The sequence below is a fragment of the Exiguobacterium sp. UBA7533 genome (assembly GCF_002479335.1).
GTDB lineage: Bacteria > Bacillota > Bacilli > Exiguobacteriales > Exiguobacteriaceae > Exiguobacterium_A.
Window position 1 is genome coordinate 94,745 of record NZ_DLMP01000014.1, and the last position, 16,264, is coordinate 111,008.

Below are 16,264 nucleotides of genomic sequence, written 5' to 3' on the forward strand. Positions count from 1 at the left end.
TAGGACAGAAATTAAAAATAAGCAACCGGATATTTAAAATAATGAAACATTTTCCAGATGGATGCGTAGAAGAAAGTAAGGAATTCGCTAGAGGAGGGGTTAGATGGCCATCTTTTTCACGTTATTGTTTTTCGCCCTCATCGTTTTGCTTGGCATGGAACTCTATCGCTATATCCAAGAAAAGATTGATAAAGGAGATTCAGAATGAGAGAAATCAAACCGAAGAAAAAAATTCGTCCATCGATGATCATCGCTGGTGTACTTGTATTAGCCCTGCTGGCTACAACGCCGTTCGTCGTCGAACAAATCGAACCCGGACAAGTTGGTGTCGTTTATACCCCGTCAAGCGGTGTCAAAGATGAGACGTTATCGCAAGGCTGGCATGTCGTTTCACCAATCACACGGGTGACGGAGTATCCGATCCGTACACAGACGAAATCGCTTGATAACATGACGCTTGCGACTAAAGACGGAAAGAACATCGTCGTCGACTTTACATACAGCTTCTCCGTTTCGCCGGATAAGGTGACAAAAGTCTTCAACAAGTTCGGACCGATCGAAATCGATGAGATTGCCAAAGGTTACTTGAAACAACGACTCTATGATGCGTCGCGTGAGCAAATCTCGAAAGTTACCGTCCTTGAACTGTTCGGTGAAAAATCAGGAAACGTCTCGACGAGCATTCAGACGCAGTTTGCAGAAGACGTCAAGGACATCGGTTTCATCATCGAGGATGTCGCACTCGGTGCACCAAAACCAGATGAAAAGACACAGGAAGCAATCGATGCGCGTGTCAAAGCGTCGCAGGAACTCGATAAAAAGAAAACGGATCTTGAAATCGCTAAAGCAGAGGCAGAACGTCTTCGCGTAGAAGCAAAAGGAGCAGCCGATGCGCGTTTGATCGAAGCTCAAGGGTTGGCAAAAGCACAAAAAGAATTACAGAAGACGTTGACGAAAGAAATGATTCAATACGAAGCTGTCAAGAAGTGGGACGGGAAATCTCCACTCGTCAGTGGATCAGGGAGTATGGTTCAACTACCGATTCCTGACGGTACGACACAAGAAAAAAACTAATTGAAATATGTCTAAGATAAACCGCTTAAAGACCACAATGGTAGACGTGAAAAAAGCAGATTCTCAGCGCTGAGAATCTGCTTTTTGATTAGTGCGAAGCTTGTTCAAAACCTTGAGCGATGGCAATGATGACTTGTGTTGCTTTCACCATGTTATCCACAGAGACGAACTCGAACTTGCCATGATAGTTCTCACCGCCGGTAAAAATGTTCGGTGTCGGAAGTCCCATGTATGAGAGTTGTGATCCATCTGTTCCACCACGAATCGGTTTAACGATTGGCGTAATATCAAGCGACTCCATCGCTGCATGAGCAATATCAACGATGTGCATGTGGGGCTCGATTTTTTCACGCATGTTGTAGTACTGATCGTGTAAGTCGATTTCCACACTACCAGCACCATACTTTTTGTTCCACTCATCGACAAGGGCAGACAAGAAGTGTTTCCGTCCCTCGAAGGCTTCACGATCAAAATCACGAATGATGTAGTCGAGCGTCGTTTTTTCGACCGAACCGTCAAATGAAATCAGATGGAAGAATCCTTCAAAACCATCCGTGAATTCAGGAGACTCTTCTCCGGGAAGACGATCGTGGAACGCCATCGCATGTTTCTGCGAATTTACCATCTTATCTTTTGCTGTTCCCGGATGGACATTTGTTCCGTGGAAGACGATTTTAGCCGCCGCCGCATTAAAGCTCTCGTATTCAAGCTCACCAAGCGGACCGCCGTCGACCGTATAAGCATACGTGGCATCGAACGCTTCGACATTAAAGTGATGTGGTCCACGACCAATCTCTTCGTCAGGTGTGAAGGCAACACGAATGCGACCATGCTTAATTTCCGGATGTGAAATCAAATGATGCATGGCTGTCATGATTTCTGCGATTCCGGCTTTATTATCGGCTCCGAGTAATGTCGTCCCATCTGTCGTCATCAAGGTGTGACCGACGTAGTTGTGCAGTGCAGGAAAATCAGTTGGCGATAGAATGACGGATGGCACTTCACTTAATGTGATGGGATTTCCGTCATATGCTTCCACGAGTTGTGGACGGACATTCGTACCTGTGAAGTCTGTCGCTGTATCGAGATGAGCGAGAAAACCGATTGTTGGAATGTCTGCGTCTGTATTGGCAGGTAATGTCGCCATGACATAACCATTATCATCAACGGTGACTTCTTCCATGCCAATTGTCTTTAATTCTTCTACGAGCAAACGAGCTAGTGTCCATTGCCCTTCTGTCGTTGGAACAGTCATACTCTCATAGTTCGACTGTGTATCGACTTTCACGTATGTAGTTAGACGATCAATCAATTCTTGTTTCAAATCAAAAACGTCCCTTCTCGTCATAAGATATCTTCATCATAGCATGAACGACTAATGTGAGAGAATTCTGAATCATGATAGAATAATATTGAAAAAGGGGGAATTCTTCATGAGAGCATTCGTAGTCGATCAGTACGGAAAAAATGCATCACTTACAGAAAAAGACGTCACACCCGAAAAAGCGGGGAAGTACGAATTACGGGTTCAAATCGAGGGGTCAAGCATCAATCCACTTGATACGAAGATGTTTTTCGGACATGTGGCGGCGGCTTCAACGACTGGAATTCTCCAGGGTGATGTAACGGGGAAAGTGATTGAAATCGGGGAGGGTGTGACGTCTTTTTCTGTCGGCGATCGCATCGTCGCATTCGGCGGTGGACTTGGAAAACGCGCCGGTGCGTTAGCGGAAGAAATGCTTGTGCCTGAACAAATGGCAGTCTTACGACCGGAAGGGGTATCGGCTGAGGTTGCTGGTTGTTTACCGGTGATTGGATTGACAGCAATGGAAATTTTAAAAGAGCGAATCGCGATTACCCCAGGAATCCGCGTATATGTAGCAGGCGGAACGGGTGGAGTAGGACATCTTACCGTTCAACTGGCTCGTCATTATGGATGTGACGTTACAGCGAGCGCCTCTTCTGACGAGAAGGCAGCTTGGCTAGAAGCAAAAGGGATTCGCATTCACCGGTACAAGGAAGAATCAGCTGAAACATTGCTCAAACGACTCGATCTGGATGGATTCGACGTCATCATTGATACAGTGGGTGGTGACCATTTACAAGAATCGTTCATACTCGCAAAAGAGCGGGGACGCATCATTTCGATCGCGACACGGACGACACAAGATTTAACGATGATGCATAGTAAAGCCTTGTCACTCGAAGCTGTGTTCGTCGCGCTCCCGTTGCTAAAAGGAAAAGTAGAGGAGATGAAGCAACAGCAACATCACTTAGCAGAACTCATTCGTTTAGTGGAAGAAGGAGTGATTGAAATACGGATTGAAGAGCAGATTCCCTATGAACGCGATGCGTTAAACGATCTCTATCAACGATTTGATCAAACATCACACTTTGGTAAAGTGAGTGTATATCCAACCCATTAAAAATGATTCTCCATTCATTTTACATTTCCTGTTAAAATATAAAAAATCCGTTACTGAAAAATTCAGTAGCGGATTTTTTAGATAACACGTCATTTACGGCGAACAAGAATACTTTTTGGATTGAGTTGTGGCATGGAAGGAGGAGTCGGGAAATCTTTCTGCTCCGGCTGCTCCCATACGACTTCAAATTTTTGACGCAACTTGTTGAACGCCTGCTCCACAGCTTTTTTCAATTGTGACGCATCAAGAACGGGACTATCTGTCGTAATCGCAAGCAGTCCTCCGCGATTCGTCAAATGAATGACTTTTTGGATCCAAAGAGCGAGATCCTGTTCGGTCCGAAACTGACGTGTTCGTGTATTGACTTGTACGGGCGGATGGAACAAGACGACGTCAAAACGAGTCTTCTTATCCGCTTGTTCGATGTAGTCGAACGCATCCTGAACTAAAATCTTCTGTTTCTCAGGAGTAAAACTGTTCAACACAAGATTATCTTTTGTCTTATTTCGACTACGTGTCGAGAAATCAACGCTTGTCGTTTGAGTAGCCTCACCATAAAGGGCAGCTACCGTTAATGTTCCTGTATCAGAAAAGAGATTAAGTACGGTTTTTCGTTCGACGGAATCGAGAAGGATTCGGCGAAGTTCACGTTGGGCAATGTCAAAACCAGTCCGCATACCAGCATCCAAGTCATACTCATACAACACACCGTATTCTTGTGCGACTTCAGGAAAATCGCCTCGTTCCCCTTTCAAAAAGTCGTCGCCTTTGACGGGTTGAAGATCGACGAGGAAATCTCGTTTTTCATAAATGCTTCTGTAATTCAGTAGTGATTCAAGAGCTTCAAGAATCAATGGACGGAATGTATAGATGCCTTCATTTTCGAATGTAATAAGGTAATGATGATCGTAACAATCAATTGTCAAACCACCGATACCATCTCCTGCACCGTTAAAAATACGGAAGGCTTCTGAATACTCTTCAAAAAATTCGTTTCGTTTGTCTAATGCTTGTTCAAAAAGTTGTTTGAAGAAGTCGACATCAATCGCTTTTTGCTCGTCCATTGAGAGAGTCCAACCGACACCTTTTTCTTGCTTGCCAAAATAACCAGTCGCGAGGTATTCTTTATGTTCTGTCATCAGATGGAGCAGTCCGCCTGCCTCTTTGACATGTTGTAAGGCTTCGAACATTTCCTTGCGTAACGCGGGATACCCGCTTCGAATCGATTCAATCCATTCTGGTTTGACAACGATCGGATAAAGTTCACGAGACATGTAAGTTTCCTCATTTCTACTTGTGGATAAGTGGCATAATTATACCATAAATGGAGTTATCCACATGTGGATAACTGGTATATAAATAAAACCGCTATTCTTTGCATAAGTCAAAGGAATAACGGTTTTTGTTATGATAAGCAGAGAACTAAAAAATCTATAATGATTTGGAGTGAAACATAAAAAATGAAAAAACAAGTTCAAGTCGTAGGTGCTGTCATTCGCAACGATCATAATGAAATATTATGTGCACTTCGTAGTAGCCAAATGTCATTGCCCAACTTATGGGAGTTTCCTGGTGGGAAAATTGAGTTACATGAAACGCCATCACAGTCGTTAGTTCGTGAAATCAATGAAGAATTAAAATGTAATATTAAGGTCAAGCAACCAATCGAAAAAACGACTTACGAGTACGATGCTATTATTGTTACATTGCATACGTTTGAAGCTGAAATCGTAACAGGAGAACCGATTGCCGTAGAACATGCAGAGCTTCGCTGGGTGGCTGTTTCAGACCTTGATCAGCTTGAATGGGCTCCTGCCGATATTCCTGCAGTTGAGTACATTAAGAAAGAGTTTGCCACTCCTTAAACAGTTCAATTGATAGTGGAGAATGAAGTGACCAAGTCACACTAATCGGTTTAGAACCTGTACTTTGAAGATGCTTTAACTGGCCAAAGTATGTGAACGGTAGCGTTTTTCCTTGTTCTTTATCTGCTTTACGCATAAACAAATGAATACGAATTCCTTCGCTCTCATGGTTTTGATATAAAGTACCCGCTTTACCTGTAGCAGTTGCATTACTTTGAGACTGCCAATGGAAACGATATTGATCTAAGAAATAATCGTTATATTTCAGTTGCTCATCAATGGCTTCATCTTTGTGTAAATTCACAAATAAAATGTAGTCGTTACCAGCTTGAGCTACACCTTCACGCCAAGAACCTTCCTGACTTGGTGAACATAGAAGACGTTGGATAACAGAACGATTGTATGTTTGATGTAATAGAAACGCCTGGTCTTCGATCAACCAATTAATTCGATCTGGTAGTTGATGAAATGCAAGTAGACCTGCTTGGATAAAATGCATCATATATGAAAGCAATTCAGTTGATTGCTGAAGTGCTTGGACGACTGTATTTGAAAAGCGATAGTGCTCTTCTGATACAGCATCTAGTAATTGAATACGATCATTTTTTAACGCAGTAGACCAGCGTTTAAAAAGATGATGAATAATAGGGCGCTTTGAAAAAGAATGCTTCGTCGATAAGGCAAATTCTTTGAAAACTTCTTGTTCAATATCTTGTACTGAAGCAGAAGAATGACGCAGTAACTGTTTTAAAATCAGTAAGCTGAAAGGCTCACGAATTGGGAATAGTCCTTCGAGCTGTTCAACAATTTTGCGTGTAGTATCATCTTGCAGTAAACGTAGTTCTTCATCGGTAGCATGTTTTTCAAGTTGTTTAAGACGTAATGTACTTCTCCATTGCTGAACAATACTCTCAATAGCTGGTGCGTCTTTGTGCGTAACTAAATCATTTAAACTCGGAGGATTTCCGATCATACGTGTCAATCGTTGATAACTTTCACGAAGCTGTTTGCTAGCTGAAAACTCTATTTTTTTCATTTGTTCAATAATAAATCTTTCTGTAATTGAATCCAGAATAGCTAAAGATCCTTCGGGTAGAATCGGAAAATGTTGTTTTACAGCAGTAGCGATTTTATAACGATCAATAGAATGAAACGATTGTTGACCAGATAACACAAGTGGTGCAACAAAAGCTTTTTGACTATTTCCGATAAAATCTAAAATCGTAACAAATTCTTTTGAGCTGTGTTTACGTAAGCCTCGACCCAATTGTTGAATAAAAATAGTAGGGGATTCCGTTGGACGTAAAAATAGCATTAGATTGACTTTTGGAATATCGACTCCTTCGTTAAACAAGTCAACGGTAAAAATATATTGCAGTGGGTCTTGATCATCCTCTAGTCGGCGAATGGCTTCTTCGCGTGCTTCTTCGGACTGTTTACTTGTAACAGCCATTGCTTCAATCTGATGTCGTTTAAATTCCTTCTCCATAAACTCTGCATGATTGATATTGACACAGAATCCTAATCCAACAGCCTGATTACCACTGAACCCAAATTTACGAATCATTTCAACAATATAATCTGTTCGCGTTGAGCGTTCGAGTGCAACAACCAGATCCTGTTCTACATAAAAGCCGTTTTGTTGAGGAATAAGAGAATAATCAATTGATTCATCATCTTGAATGCCAAAATAATGGAATGGTGAAAGTAAATCTTGTGCTAAGGCATCATACAGACGAACTTCGTAAGCAATATTATAGTCAACAAGCTGGAAGATATTTTGACCATCCATACGCTCTGGTGTTGCTGTTACTCCAAGCAAAAATTGAGGCGTAAAATAGTCAAGAATGTTTTGGTAAGAAGCAGATGAAGCGTGATGGAATTCATCAATAATGATGTAGTCAAACGCATCCCGTAAAAATTGATTAAGGTGAACCTCTTTTGAAAGTGTTTGAACGGTAGCAAAGGTAAATTGTGCATCTTGAATTTGTTGTGATCCTGAATATCTACCAAATGTATAATTTTCATTTGAAAAAACTTGTTTAAATGTATGCTCAGCTTGTGATAGTAATTTTCCACGATGTGCAACAAATAATACTTTTTTAGCCTGAGTTTGACGGACATCAAATGCTGCTAAATACGTTTTTCCAGTCCCAGTTGCCGCAATAACCATTGCTTTTGTTTCTTTTCGCTCGCGTAAACGATCCAGTTCTTCTAAAGCCGGAATCTGCATGAGGTTCGGTTCAATAACGTTGTAATCGACAGCGGGTTCGGCAATTGTATCGCGGATAGAAAATGATTTTATAGGTGGTGTTTCTTGTTGGTACTGTTCGTATTGAAGTAATAATTCTTCTGTACAAATAGTCGCTTCTGGGCTGTTCCAAAGTTGTTCAAATAAGTTTTTCGCTTGAGTGACTAATGTTGTGACGGGTGTAGAAGGTATACGAATATTCCATTCCATACCGTGCGTTAAAGCCGACTTTGATAAATTAGAGGACCCAACAATAGCACTATCCAACTGATCAGGACGAGAAAATAAATAGGCTTTCGGATGGAACGCATGATTTTTTTTTATCGGTTCATAAATTTTTACTTCAATATTTCTGAATTCCATCAACTGTCGGATAGCCTTCGCTTCTGTAATATTCATATAAAATGAAGTCAAAATGCGGATTGATTTGCTTTGAGCTTCTGCTTCCTTCAAAGCTGGGACAAGCGTCTGTACTCCAGAATGACGTGTAAAACTCACCATCCAATCGGCAGCAGATGCTGTCCATAATTCTTGACTAATATGATGCAATAACTGTTCTTGTTCCAGTTGGCCAGGAGCAATGAGTTCCCAAGCACGCAAAGAATTTTTATATTGTGTAGGTAAAGCATGTGTTGTGCTAGTAGTGAGTTCACGATGAAGTGGCAAGTCGATCAGAGGTTGATTTAAATGCATGAGCCATTCATTGACCGTTTCAACCATTTGATCAGGTTTATCTTGTTTTTGGAAATGGTCTAAAGATTGATACAGTACTTGATTGAGGTGTGTAAGTAATTCTGTTGTGTAGTCATGTGCTGGTACAGATACACTTATTGCATCGGATTGTGAGTTAGTTTCAGTTGAAGAACGTAATGTTTCATAATAAGACATGGTTATCCTCCGAATAATAGTAAATGGTATTTAAAATGATTAAATCATCAATAATATACCAATAAGTAGATAAATAAAGTAAAAAATCATCGTTCAACTAAAAAGTTAAACGATGATTTTTGTTTGTTAATTTGAGATTCTCTCTACCACAGCCTCAAGCGATACTTTGACATTACCAGCCAGTGCCCGCGTAATCATACACGAACCTTCTGCTTTTTCAGCGAGACGTTGCGCCTTCTCCACATCACGATCCGACAGATCGGCTGGTAATAAGAGTTTCGGACGATGAATGATCGCATCGTATGTGAAGACGCCGTTCGTGACATCAACGATGCCTTCAGATTCCATCGTTAAGGAGACTTTTGGGATGTTACTACGCTCAAGCATTGCGGCAAGCGTGATGATATAGCATGTAGCAGCTGCCCCAAGCAACATCTCATCTGGATTCGTGCCAACCCCTGGACCATCCATAGCGTCCGGAATTGAAATTTTTGTTTTTAACTCACCTGTCTCGATCTGACCGACATCATTGCGATTTCCCGGCCAGTTTGCAGTTAAATGAAAATGGTGCTTCATGATCAATCGCCTCCATGCCTCCATCATACGAAGTTCAGCATGATTTTTCGCCTATTCTGCTCATTTGCATAAGAAGAGAACGATCAGCTAAAAATTTGGTCGATTTTTTCGATATCCTCTTGCGACAACTGAACGTCTAACGTACGCAACGTATCTGTCACCTGATCCGGGCGTTTCGCACCAGGAATGATGGCATCGATGCCATCTTGTGCCAAATACCAGGCGAGTACGACGTGTGCGACTTCCGCATCGTGTGCTTCTGCGATCGGACGCAATTGATCGACTTTTGCGAGGTTTTGTTCAAAGACGTCTTTTTGGAACAACGGGTCGTTTTTTCGTAAATCATCAAACGTCGTCTCTTTCGTATATTTCCCTGCCAATAACCCAGCGGCGAGTGGGAAGTACGGAACGAAGGACATACCGTTCTCAACGATGTACGGAAGTAACTCTTTTTCCGCATCCCGTTTAAACAGATTGTATTCTCCTTGATAGACGTCGACATGTCCGTCCTTGTTCGCTTCCTTCAGTTGTTCGAGTGAAAAATTCGAGACACCAATCGCGCGAATTTTTCCTTCTTTTTTCAGTTCAGCAAGTGCAGCGACGGCTTCGTCCTTCGGTGTCGACTCATCTGGGAAATGGATGTAATATAAATCGATATAGTCTGTTTTAAGACGTTTTAAACTCTCTTCGACCGATTGACGGAGAAAGTCAGGTGAGTTGTTCATGACGACGTTTCCGTCAACGAACTGATGCGCACCTTTCGTCGCGAGGACGACATCTTCTCGAGCGACCGTGTCGTGCCAGACTTCACCGACGAGTTCCTCTGAACGTTCTGGTCCGTAGATGAAAGCTGTGTCGAGGAAATTGATCCCTTGCTGTAACGCGACACGAACGAGATCGCGTCCTGCTTGCTCATCGAGATTTGGATACAAGTTGTGTCCACCGACAGCATTCGTACCGAGACCGATTGGGTGAACGAATAGGTTAGATTGACCGAGTTGAACATGTTTTGTCATGAAAATGACCTCCTTAAACGATATCGAGTGGTTCTTTTTTTGTTGGTGCTGGGAACGCTTGATCAAGTGCAGCTAGCTCTTCTTTTGTTAAATTCAAAAGTGCGGCGCGACCGTTGGCTTCGACATGATGTGCTTGTCCTGCTTTAGGAATTGCGATGACGTCACCTTCACGCATCGCCCAAGCAAGTAAGATCTGTGCCGGTTCAACACCATGTGTCTCAGCGAGTTCCTCGACGGTCGGATGATTCAGGAGTTGATCACGCAGTGAACCACCTTCAGCTAATGGGCAATACGCCATTACTGGAATACCATGTTCGCGTAGTAACGGGAGCAGTTCATACTCGATTCCGCGTGAGCCGAGGTGATAAAGTACCTGATTGACAGCACACTGGTCACCGTTCGGTAATGCTAACAGTTCTTTCATGTCTGATACGTCAAAGTTCGATACACCCCAACGGCGAATCTTACCCTCTTGTTTTAAGGCTTCCAATCCTTCAACGGTTTCCTTTAGTGGAATGTCGCCACGCCAGTGAAGAAGATAGAGATCAAGATAATCCGTACCGAGACGTTCAAGCGATTTGGAACAAGCTTTTTTTAACGCTTCCCCACCAGCGTGATGAGGATAGACTTTCGAGACAAGAAAGACTTCTTCGCGTCGATCAGCGATTGCGTCGCGAATCAATTCTTCAGAGGCGCCTTCCCCGTACATCTCTGCCGTATCGATGAGTTCCATTCCGCTATCGAGACCGACACGGAGTGCTTCGATTTCTGCTTCGTGCTTCTCCGACTCTTCCCCCATCCGCCACGTGCCTTGTCCGAGTGCGCGCACATGTGTCTGATCGGGAAACGTCACTGTTTTTTGCTTTAATGCAGCAAGTATTAGCGTCTTTTCTGTTGCGTTCATCGAATTCCTCCTTTAAGTAGAGAGACAATAGTAGGGTTTACCACGCGAACTCTGAACAAAAACGTCTTCTTCAAGAGAAAGAGACGTCACCAATGCTCAAATAAGGGACCATGATCGCCGAGGACGGGATCTTTTTTGGGACGCATTACCTGGCGGATACGCTGAAGGTTTTCCGGGCGTTCACTTGTTTGCCCGGTCAACGTATCGTAGTCTTGACCATTCGGATAGGCACCGACCACACGGAAGTGTCGACTTGTATCAAGCGCTTTGTGTCCTGTGCCTGCAGGAAGTAAGAGAACATCTCCACTCGTCAAGGTGAAGGTCTTACCGAGTGGACCACCGAGTTGGACAGTCGCATGTCCTTCGAGGATACCAATCACTTCATGGGCGATGCTATGATAATGATGAAAATCAAAAATGCCATCCACCCAGCTATTGCGCCAGTCATGTGAATGGAAAGTCTGTTCGATGCGTGACGGTTCTTCAAATGCATGCCGATAAATCAACACCGGAAAATTAGGGTTATTCGGAATATGTCCGTCATCCTCAAAGTAAAATACCTCAACACGCATCTTCGTTGCTCCCTTCTCTGATGTGGTACAAAGTAATAATTCCCTCTGTAATTACCCGTATTTAAATATCATCAATCGTCCGAGCATCTTTATGGCGTAACGAATCGGGAGGTGCTACGATGCTTAAGTTAACGAAATTACAAAGGAGGCTTTCCGATGATCGCCATCGAAGCAAAGTTAGAAGTACAACCCGCAAAACGAGAAGAATTTTTAGCAGCAACTAAAACATTAGTAGAAGGATCGCGTGCTGAAGCTGGAAACATCAGCTACGATCTGTTCCAAAGTACAGAAGACGAAAATGTCTTCATGATGATTGAAAAATGGGAAGACCAAGCTGCGATCGAAGCTCATAACACAAGTGCTCATTTCGGACAATTCGTTGCATTTGCTCAAACAGCTCTTGCTAAACCATTGGACGTTCAATCATTCCAAGCATAATGAAACGAGTTAGAAGCGAATGTAACACATAAGGAAGGTATTCTAGGTTTTGTTGATCTAGGATATCTTTCTTTTTTGTTTTATACAACGCGCTCCTTCGCTAGTTTATCTTCAGATGAAGATTTGATGAAAAATGTTCCACTTTTCTTTTACAATCACATAACATTTCATTAAAACTGTTAGTTTTTCCCTGAATAGGGCATTATTCTTATAAAGACACGAAAAGGAGGCCTTTATCATGAATGATCGAACAGATGCCACACAGTCGAAGCAATCATTCTTCAAGATGCCTCATACATATGCCATCATCATGGCGATTCTCATTATTTCAGTCATCTTGACGTACACGCTTCCAGCAGGACAATTCGACCGTGAAAAACAGGATGGTCAGACCGTCGTTATCGATGGTACCTATCGCGCGGTGGAGTCTGCACCTGTCAATTTCTTTGGTTTATTCGAAGCGATCCCGAAAGGAATGGAAGCAGGCGCTGCGATCATCTTTTACATTTTCTTAGTCGGTGGTGTCTTTGGCATCATTCGTCAAACGGGTGCCATCGAAGCGGGAATCAATCAATTGATTCGTCGGTTTGGTCAAAAGGGACACATCATGATTCCGATGACGATGTTCGTCTTTTCGATTGCCGGAGCAACAATCGGGATGGCAGAGGAAACAATCATCTTTGTACCGATTGGTATCATGCTCGCGCGTGCACTCGGTTATGACGCGATGACAGGAGCTGCAATCGTTAGTTTAGGAGCGGCGGTTGGTTTTGCTGGCGGGATGCTGAATCCGTTTACGGTAGGTGTTGCTCAATCGATCGCGGAAGTTCCACTCTTTAGCGGTCTTGGTTATCGAACCGCCGTTTATATCGTTTTCTTAGTCGTAACGATTCTTTATGTCATGACTTACGCACGGAAAGTCAAACAGGATCCAACGCGTAGCCTCGTTTATGATCTCGAACAACGTCGTGCGGAAGAAGCAGCAACGACGATTTCACGCTTTTCGAAACGTCATGCTTTTGTTTTACTGATTTTGATCGGTGGAATCACGCTCAACGTCATCGGAATTTTCGAGTGGGGCTGGTATTTGACGGAACTGACAGCCTCGTTCTTGATCATTGGACTGATTGCTGGGATCATCACACTCGGTGTGAACGGTACTTTTGAGAGTCTGATTGACGGGGCGAAAGCCGTGACGTTCGGTGCATTGATCGTTGGCTTTGCCCGTGCCATTGTCGTCATTCTTGAAGAAGGTCGTGTCATTGACACGGTCATTTACGGCTTATCGAATGCCGTAGGACATTTACCAACGTTCTTCGCTGTCATCGGAATGTACATCGTACAACTGATCACGAATTTCTTCATTCCATCGGGGAGCGGGCAAGCCGCGACAACGATGCCAATCATGGCACCTTTATCTGACTTACTCGGTATCGAGCGTCAAGTAGCTGTTTTAGCATTTCAATACGGAGATGGATTGACGAACATGATTTTTCCGACAAGTGCGCATTTGATGGCGTTTCTTGCGATCGCAGGTATTCCGTATGAGCAATGGTTACGTTTCGTCTGGAAACTCTTCGCGATTTGGATTGCTTTAGCATGTGCCGCCTTATTACTTGCTGTGACGCTCGGTATTCAATGAAGTCGACCTTTCGGACATCTGTCCGGAAGGTTTTTATGTTGCAGGAATCGGGAAGCGTTATCACGAACGGGTAGAGAAGTGACTAAAGGGGGAACTGAAGTGACATATTCAATCGTTGGTTATTGCGAGAAAGAACAAGCATGGGGTGTTGCTGTCCAATCGAAATTTTTAGCTGTTGGGAGTGCTGTTCCGTTTGCGAAAGCGGGAGTAGGTGCTTTAGCGACACAATCATTTGCAAATACGACGTATGGTCCTGAAGGGTTGCAGATGATCGAACAAGGCGATTCAGCGGATGAAGTGCTTCGTCGATTAACGGAAGCGGATGAAGGGCGAGCAGATCGTCAAGTCGGAATCATCGATGCGCAGGGCAAAAGTGCGACTTTTACGGGAGAGAGATGTAACGACTGGGCAGGCGGAATTGCGGGGAAACATTTTGCGGCGCAAGGGAATATTCTTGTAGATGGCAATACGGTCAAAGAGATGGCACGTGTCTTTGAATCGACGCAAGGGCCACTCGCAGAACGGTTGTTGCGTGCGTTGGCTGCGGGGCAAGCAGCAGGCGGGGACTCGCGTGGGATGCAATCAGCAGCACTGCTCGTCGTTAAGGAAGGTGGCGGGTACGGTGGATTCAACGATCGCTATATTGATCTACGTGTTGATGATCACCCGAATCCAATTGAAGAACTCGAACGTATCTATCAATTGCACACACTTTACCTACAACCGAGTAAGCCGGAAGAAATCAAGCCCATCGATGATGCGTTAGAGTCGGAGTTGATGGATAAATTATTGACACTTGGCTACCGCGGTGATTTCGAAGAAGCGCTCCGGACATATCTGCATACGGAAAACTTTGAGATGCGCGAACAAGCGGATCGGGCGATTGATACACGTGTCCTCGCGTACATTCGATCCCAATGAAAACGACAGGATGGACCACGGTCCATCCTGTCGTTTTGTTCATGCTTGCGTCGACTGAGCACGAATCGGTACTTTAAATCCGGTCGCGATGAACCGTTCCATTTCCGGTTCCGATTTAGCATTCAAGCCAACTGTCCCCTCTCCTTTTAGTGCCACATTCGTTAACTTGACGCGATTGATGTCAGGACCGATCGTAATCCCGTGTTTGGCAGAATCCTCGATCCGGATATCCCGAAGGCATACATCCTCAGCTCCATTTTCTCCACCAAAGATTTGGATATCCGTTTTCGCTTGTCGGAATCCGCTCATCTTCAACTGACTGATCGTAACGTTGCGTGCCTTATATTGTATTCCGATCATTGGCTGTTCTTGGTAGTCATAATACGGATCACCGAGCACCGTGAAATCATGAATGACGACATTACGATAAGCGGAAACGACGAGTGCGCGCGGTTTTGAATTCGCATAGAGCTCCGTATATTGAGGAGTCTGAGCAATCAAGCGTGTTGCGATGATATTGTAAGCCGTCTGAGACGTTGGATCACTTGCTTGATGATGCCCGATATGGCGAAAATTAAAGGCACGGTGGTCATCAATTGATAAATGACCAACGATTTTAACGGTTGAGGCAGCAGAAGAGGTCGCATGCGCCTTGATTTCAAGTCCACCGAAGCAACGACTTGATGCGTTATTGAATAACCAGACATCGCGTGACCCATCATCGATTTCAATCCCGTTCGAATTGGAAAAACCTTCTGCATGGGCACGTCCACTTGGGTCATGCATAAAGCAGTTCGAGATGAAGAGATGGTCACTATGATGTGTCGTGATCCCGTCGTCTCCGAACCCGTAACCGGTTAATCCATCGAACCAGATGAATGAACTACTTAAGTTCGCTCGAGCACCGTCCCCGTTGTAATTGTAATACGGTGTCGAGATATCAAAACAATGGAGTCCTGGATTGACAGCTTCGACATCAAAGACCCAACCATAAGTCACATGTGCGTATGTGAGACAACTGGAGTGATTGCCCCATGTGCTACTTTTCTTTGCGTCACCGATTCGTTTGATGTTCCAATCAAGCGTCATTTTCTCAACAAGCAGGTGATGATTGCCAAGGAGATAATTTTGGTTCGTTACAAGACGTCGTCCTTTAGGTGCGTCATCGTGCATCTTTATAATCGTTTTCCCTTTGCCAGCTCCCGTTAAAATCGTATAACTAGGTAAACGAATTCCTCGAACGATGTACGTACCGGCTGGAACATGGACTTGTCGATGTCCATCACCGAGCGCTTCGATGAACGCTTGTGTATCATCTGTCTGTCCATCACCGACCGCACCATAGGAAGTGATATCAACGATTTCGACTTCACTGATCAAACGTTCGAACTCATGATTGAGCCGCCCGAACCAACTCGGTCGAATCTCATCGTGTGGCGTTACGAAAGCTGGTGTCAGCGGTAAAATATGTTTATCACGGTTTGTCAAAAATAACGGTGAGATCATCGAACGAAGTGTTCGACTGAGGTTAGGATCACGTCGTGGTGCAATAAATGTACTATCGTGTAATAGTTGTTCTGCTTGTCGAACAGCCTGTTCGTTGCTTGATGTTTCAACGTATTCTTGAATCAGCGCCGCATTTTGATACGGATCATGCGTGTGATCGAGTTTCAACATGAAATAGTTCTCCT

General features: G+C 43.8%; 14 protein-coding genes. 6 read left to right on the forward strand and 8 right to left on the reverse strand.

What is annotated here, in order from left to right; all coding sequences use genetic code 11:
- Window positions 1-204 precede the first annotated feature (204 nt).
- Window positions 205-1,074, forward strand: a complete 870-nt coding sequence (locus B2U10_RS13460) for a prohibitin family protein (RefSeq protein ID WP_058713675.1) — start codon at window positions 205-207, stop codon at window positions 1,072-1,074.
- An 88-nt stretch (window positions 1,075-1,162) separates the two neighbouring features.
- Here the strand turns inward: B2U10_RS13460 and pepT are convergent, their stop codons facing one another.
- Window positions 1,163-2,398 (reverse strand): peptidase T, encoded by a 1,236-nt coding sequence (pepT, locus tag B2U10_RS13465; protein WP_290753643.1) that lies wholly within the window; start codon window positions 2,396-2,398, stop codon window positions 1,163-1,165.
- Between the two features lie 109 nt (window positions 2,399-2,507).
- Between pepT and B2U10_RS13470 the strand changes: the two genes are divergently transcribed.
- Entirely contained in the window at window positions 2,508-3,500 is a 993-nt protein-coding gene (locus B2U10_RS13470) for a zinc-binding dehydrogenase (protein WP_035411886.1), read from the forward strand.
- Between the two features lie 89 nt (window positions 3,501-3,589).
- On the opposite strand, the gene B2U10_RS13475 is transcribed toward B2U10_RS13470, so the two are convergent.
- On the reverse strand, window positions 3,590-4,774 hold the full coding sequence (locus B2U10_RS13475) for a class I SAM-dependent rRNA methyltransferase (RefSeq protein WP_290788253.1): 1,185 nt from the start codon (window positions 4,772-4,774) through the stop codon (window positions 3,590-3,592).
- A 186-nt stretch (window positions 4,775-4,960) separates the two neighbouring features.
- On the opposite strand from B2U10_RS13475, the gene B2U10_RS13480 reads away from it, so the two are divergent.
- Entirely contained in the window at window positions 4,961-5,365 is a 405-nt protein-coding gene (locus tag B2U10_RS13480; protein ID WP_035411892.1) for a (deoxy)nucleoside triphosphate pyrophosphohydrolase, read from the forward strand.
- Here B2U10_RS13480 and B2U10_RS13485 read toward each other — a convergent pair.
- The 5 genes from B2U10_RS13485 to B2U10_RS13505 all read right to left on the reverse strand — a co-directional run bounded on the left by B2U10_RS13485 (window position 5,340) and on the right by B2U10_RS13505 (window position 11,572).
- The gene (locus tag B2U10_RS13485; protein WP_290788256.1) at window positions 5,340-8,504 is read right to left on the reverse strand and encodes a DUF3427 domain-containing protein; all 3,165 of its coding nucleotides are present in this window, start codon (window positions 8,502-8,504) and stop codon (window positions 5,340-5,342) included. The two genes, B2U10_RS13480 and B2U10_RS13485, sit on opposite strands and share 26 nt — an antisense overlap.
- Before the next feature lie 126 nt (window positions 8,505-8,630).
- Complete coding sequence (locus B2U10_RS13490; protein ID WP_414655330.1) at window positions 8,631-9,080, reverse strand: OsmC family protein; 450 nt, start codon at window positions 9,078-9,080, stop codon at window positions 8,631-8,633.
- Window positions 9,081-9,163: 83 nt separating this feature from the next.
- Window positions 9,164-10,096 carry an aldo/keto reductase gene (locus B2U10_RS13495; RefSeq protein WP_290788259.1) on the reverse strand — a complete coding sequence of 311 codons (933 nt, stop codon included), beginning with the start codon at window positions 10,094-10,096 and terminating at the stop codon, window positions 9,164-9,166.
- A 13-nt stretch (window positions 10,097-10,109) separates the two neighbouring features.
- Entirely contained in the window at window positions 10,110-11,000 is an 891-nt protein-coding gene (locus B2U10_RS13500) for an aldo/keto reductase (protein WP_214856595.1), read from the reverse strand.
- Between the two features lie 86 nt (window positions 11,001-11,086).
- Entirely contained in the window at window positions 11,087-11,572 is a 486-nt protein-coding gene (locus B2U10_RS13505) for a cupin domain-containing protein (protein WP_214856596.1), read from the reverse strand.
- 156 nt (window positions 11,573-11,728) lie between these two features.
- Between B2U10_RS13505 and B2U10_RS13510 the strand changes: the two genes are divergently transcribed.
- The 3 genes from B2U10_RS13510 to B2U10_RS13520 all read left to right on the forward strand — a co-directional run bounded on the left by B2U10_RS13510 (window position 11,729) and on the right by B2U10_RS13520 (window position 14,573).
- Window positions 11,729-12,010: a putative quinol monooxygenase gene (locus B2U10_RS13510; protein ID WP_035411908.1), complete on the forward strand. Its 282-nt coding sequence runs from the start codon at window positions 11,729-11,731 to the stop codon at window positions 12,008-12,010.
- A 238-nt stretch (window positions 12,011-12,248) separates the two neighbouring features.
- Entirely contained in the window at window positions 12,249-13,652 is a 1,404-nt protein-coding gene (locus B2U10_RS13515) for a YfcC family protein (RefSeq protein ID WP_056064783.1), read from the forward strand.
- A gap of 99 nt (window positions 13,653-13,751) precedes the next feature.
- The gene (locus B2U10_RS13520) at window positions 13,752-14,573 is read left to right on the forward strand and encodes a DUF1028 domain-containing protein (protein ID WP_290788263.1); all 822 of its coding nucleotides are present in this window, start codon (window positions 13,752-13,754) and stop codon (window positions 14,571-14,573) included.
- A 39-nt stretch (window positions 14,574-14,612) separates the two neighbouring features.
- On the opposite strand, the gene B2U10_RS13525 is transcribed toward B2U10_RS13520, so the two are convergent.
- Entirely contained in the window at window positions 14,613-16,250 is a 1,638-nt protein-coding gene (locus B2U10_RS13525) for a glycosyl hydrolase family 28-related protein (protein ID WP_290788266.1), read from the reverse strand.
- Between the last annotated feature and the right edge of the window lie 14 nt (window positions 16,251-16,264).

What these genes read in the sequence shown, in the direction of transcription:
- B2U10_RS13460 (WP_058713675.1), top strand. Translation starts at nt 205, where the DNA reads ATGAGAGAAATCAAACCGAAGAAAAAAATTCGTCCATCGATGATCATC.
- B2U10_RS13470 (WP_035411886.1), top strand. Translation starts at nt 2,508, where the DNA reads ATGAGAGCATTCGTAGTCGATCAGTACGGAAAAAATGCATCACTTACA.
- B2U10_RS13475 (WP_290788253.1), bottom strand. Translation starts at nt 4,774, where the DNA reads ATGTCTCGTGAACTTTATCCGATCGTTGTCAAACCAGAATGGATTGAA.
- B2U10_RS13480 (WP_035411892.1), top strand. Translation starts at nt 4,961, where the DNA reads ATGAAAAAACAAGTTCAAGTCGTAGGTGCTGTCATTCGCAACGATCAT.
- B2U10_RS13485 (WP_290788256.1), bottom strand. Translation starts at nt 8,504, where the DNA reads ATGTCTTATTATGAAACATTACGTTCTTCAACTGAAACTAACTCACAA.
- B2U10_RS13490 (WP_414655330.1), bottom strand. Translation starts at nt 9,080, where the DNA reads ATGAAGCACCATTTTCATTTAACTGCAAACTGGCCGGGAAATCGCAAT.
- B2U10_RS13495 (WP_290788259.1), bottom strand. Translation starts at nt 10,096, where the DNA reads ATGACAAAACATGTTCAACTCGGTCAATCTAACCTATTCGTTCACCCA.
- B2U10_RS13500 (WP_214856595.1), bottom strand. Translation starts at nt 11,000, where the DNA reads ATGAACGCAACAGAAAAGACGCTAATACTTGCTGCATTAAAGCAAAAA.
- B2U10_RS13505 (WP_214856596.1), bottom strand. Translation starts at nt 11,572, where the DNA reads ATGCGTGTTGAGGTATTTTACTTTGAGGATGACGGACATATTCCGAAT.
- B2U10_RS13510 (WP_035411908.1), top strand. Translation starts at nt 11,729, where the DNA reads ATGATCGCCATCGAAGCAAAGTTAGAAGTACAACCCGCAAAACGAGAA.
- B2U10_RS13515 (WP_056064783.1), top strand. Translation starts at nt 12,249, where the DNA reads ATGAATGATCGAACAGATGCCACACAGTCGAAGCAATCATTCTTCAAG.
- B2U10_RS13525 (WP_290788266.1), bottom strand. Translation starts at nt 16,250, where the DNA reads ATGTTGAAACTCGATCACACGCATGATCCGTATCAAAATGCGGCGCTG.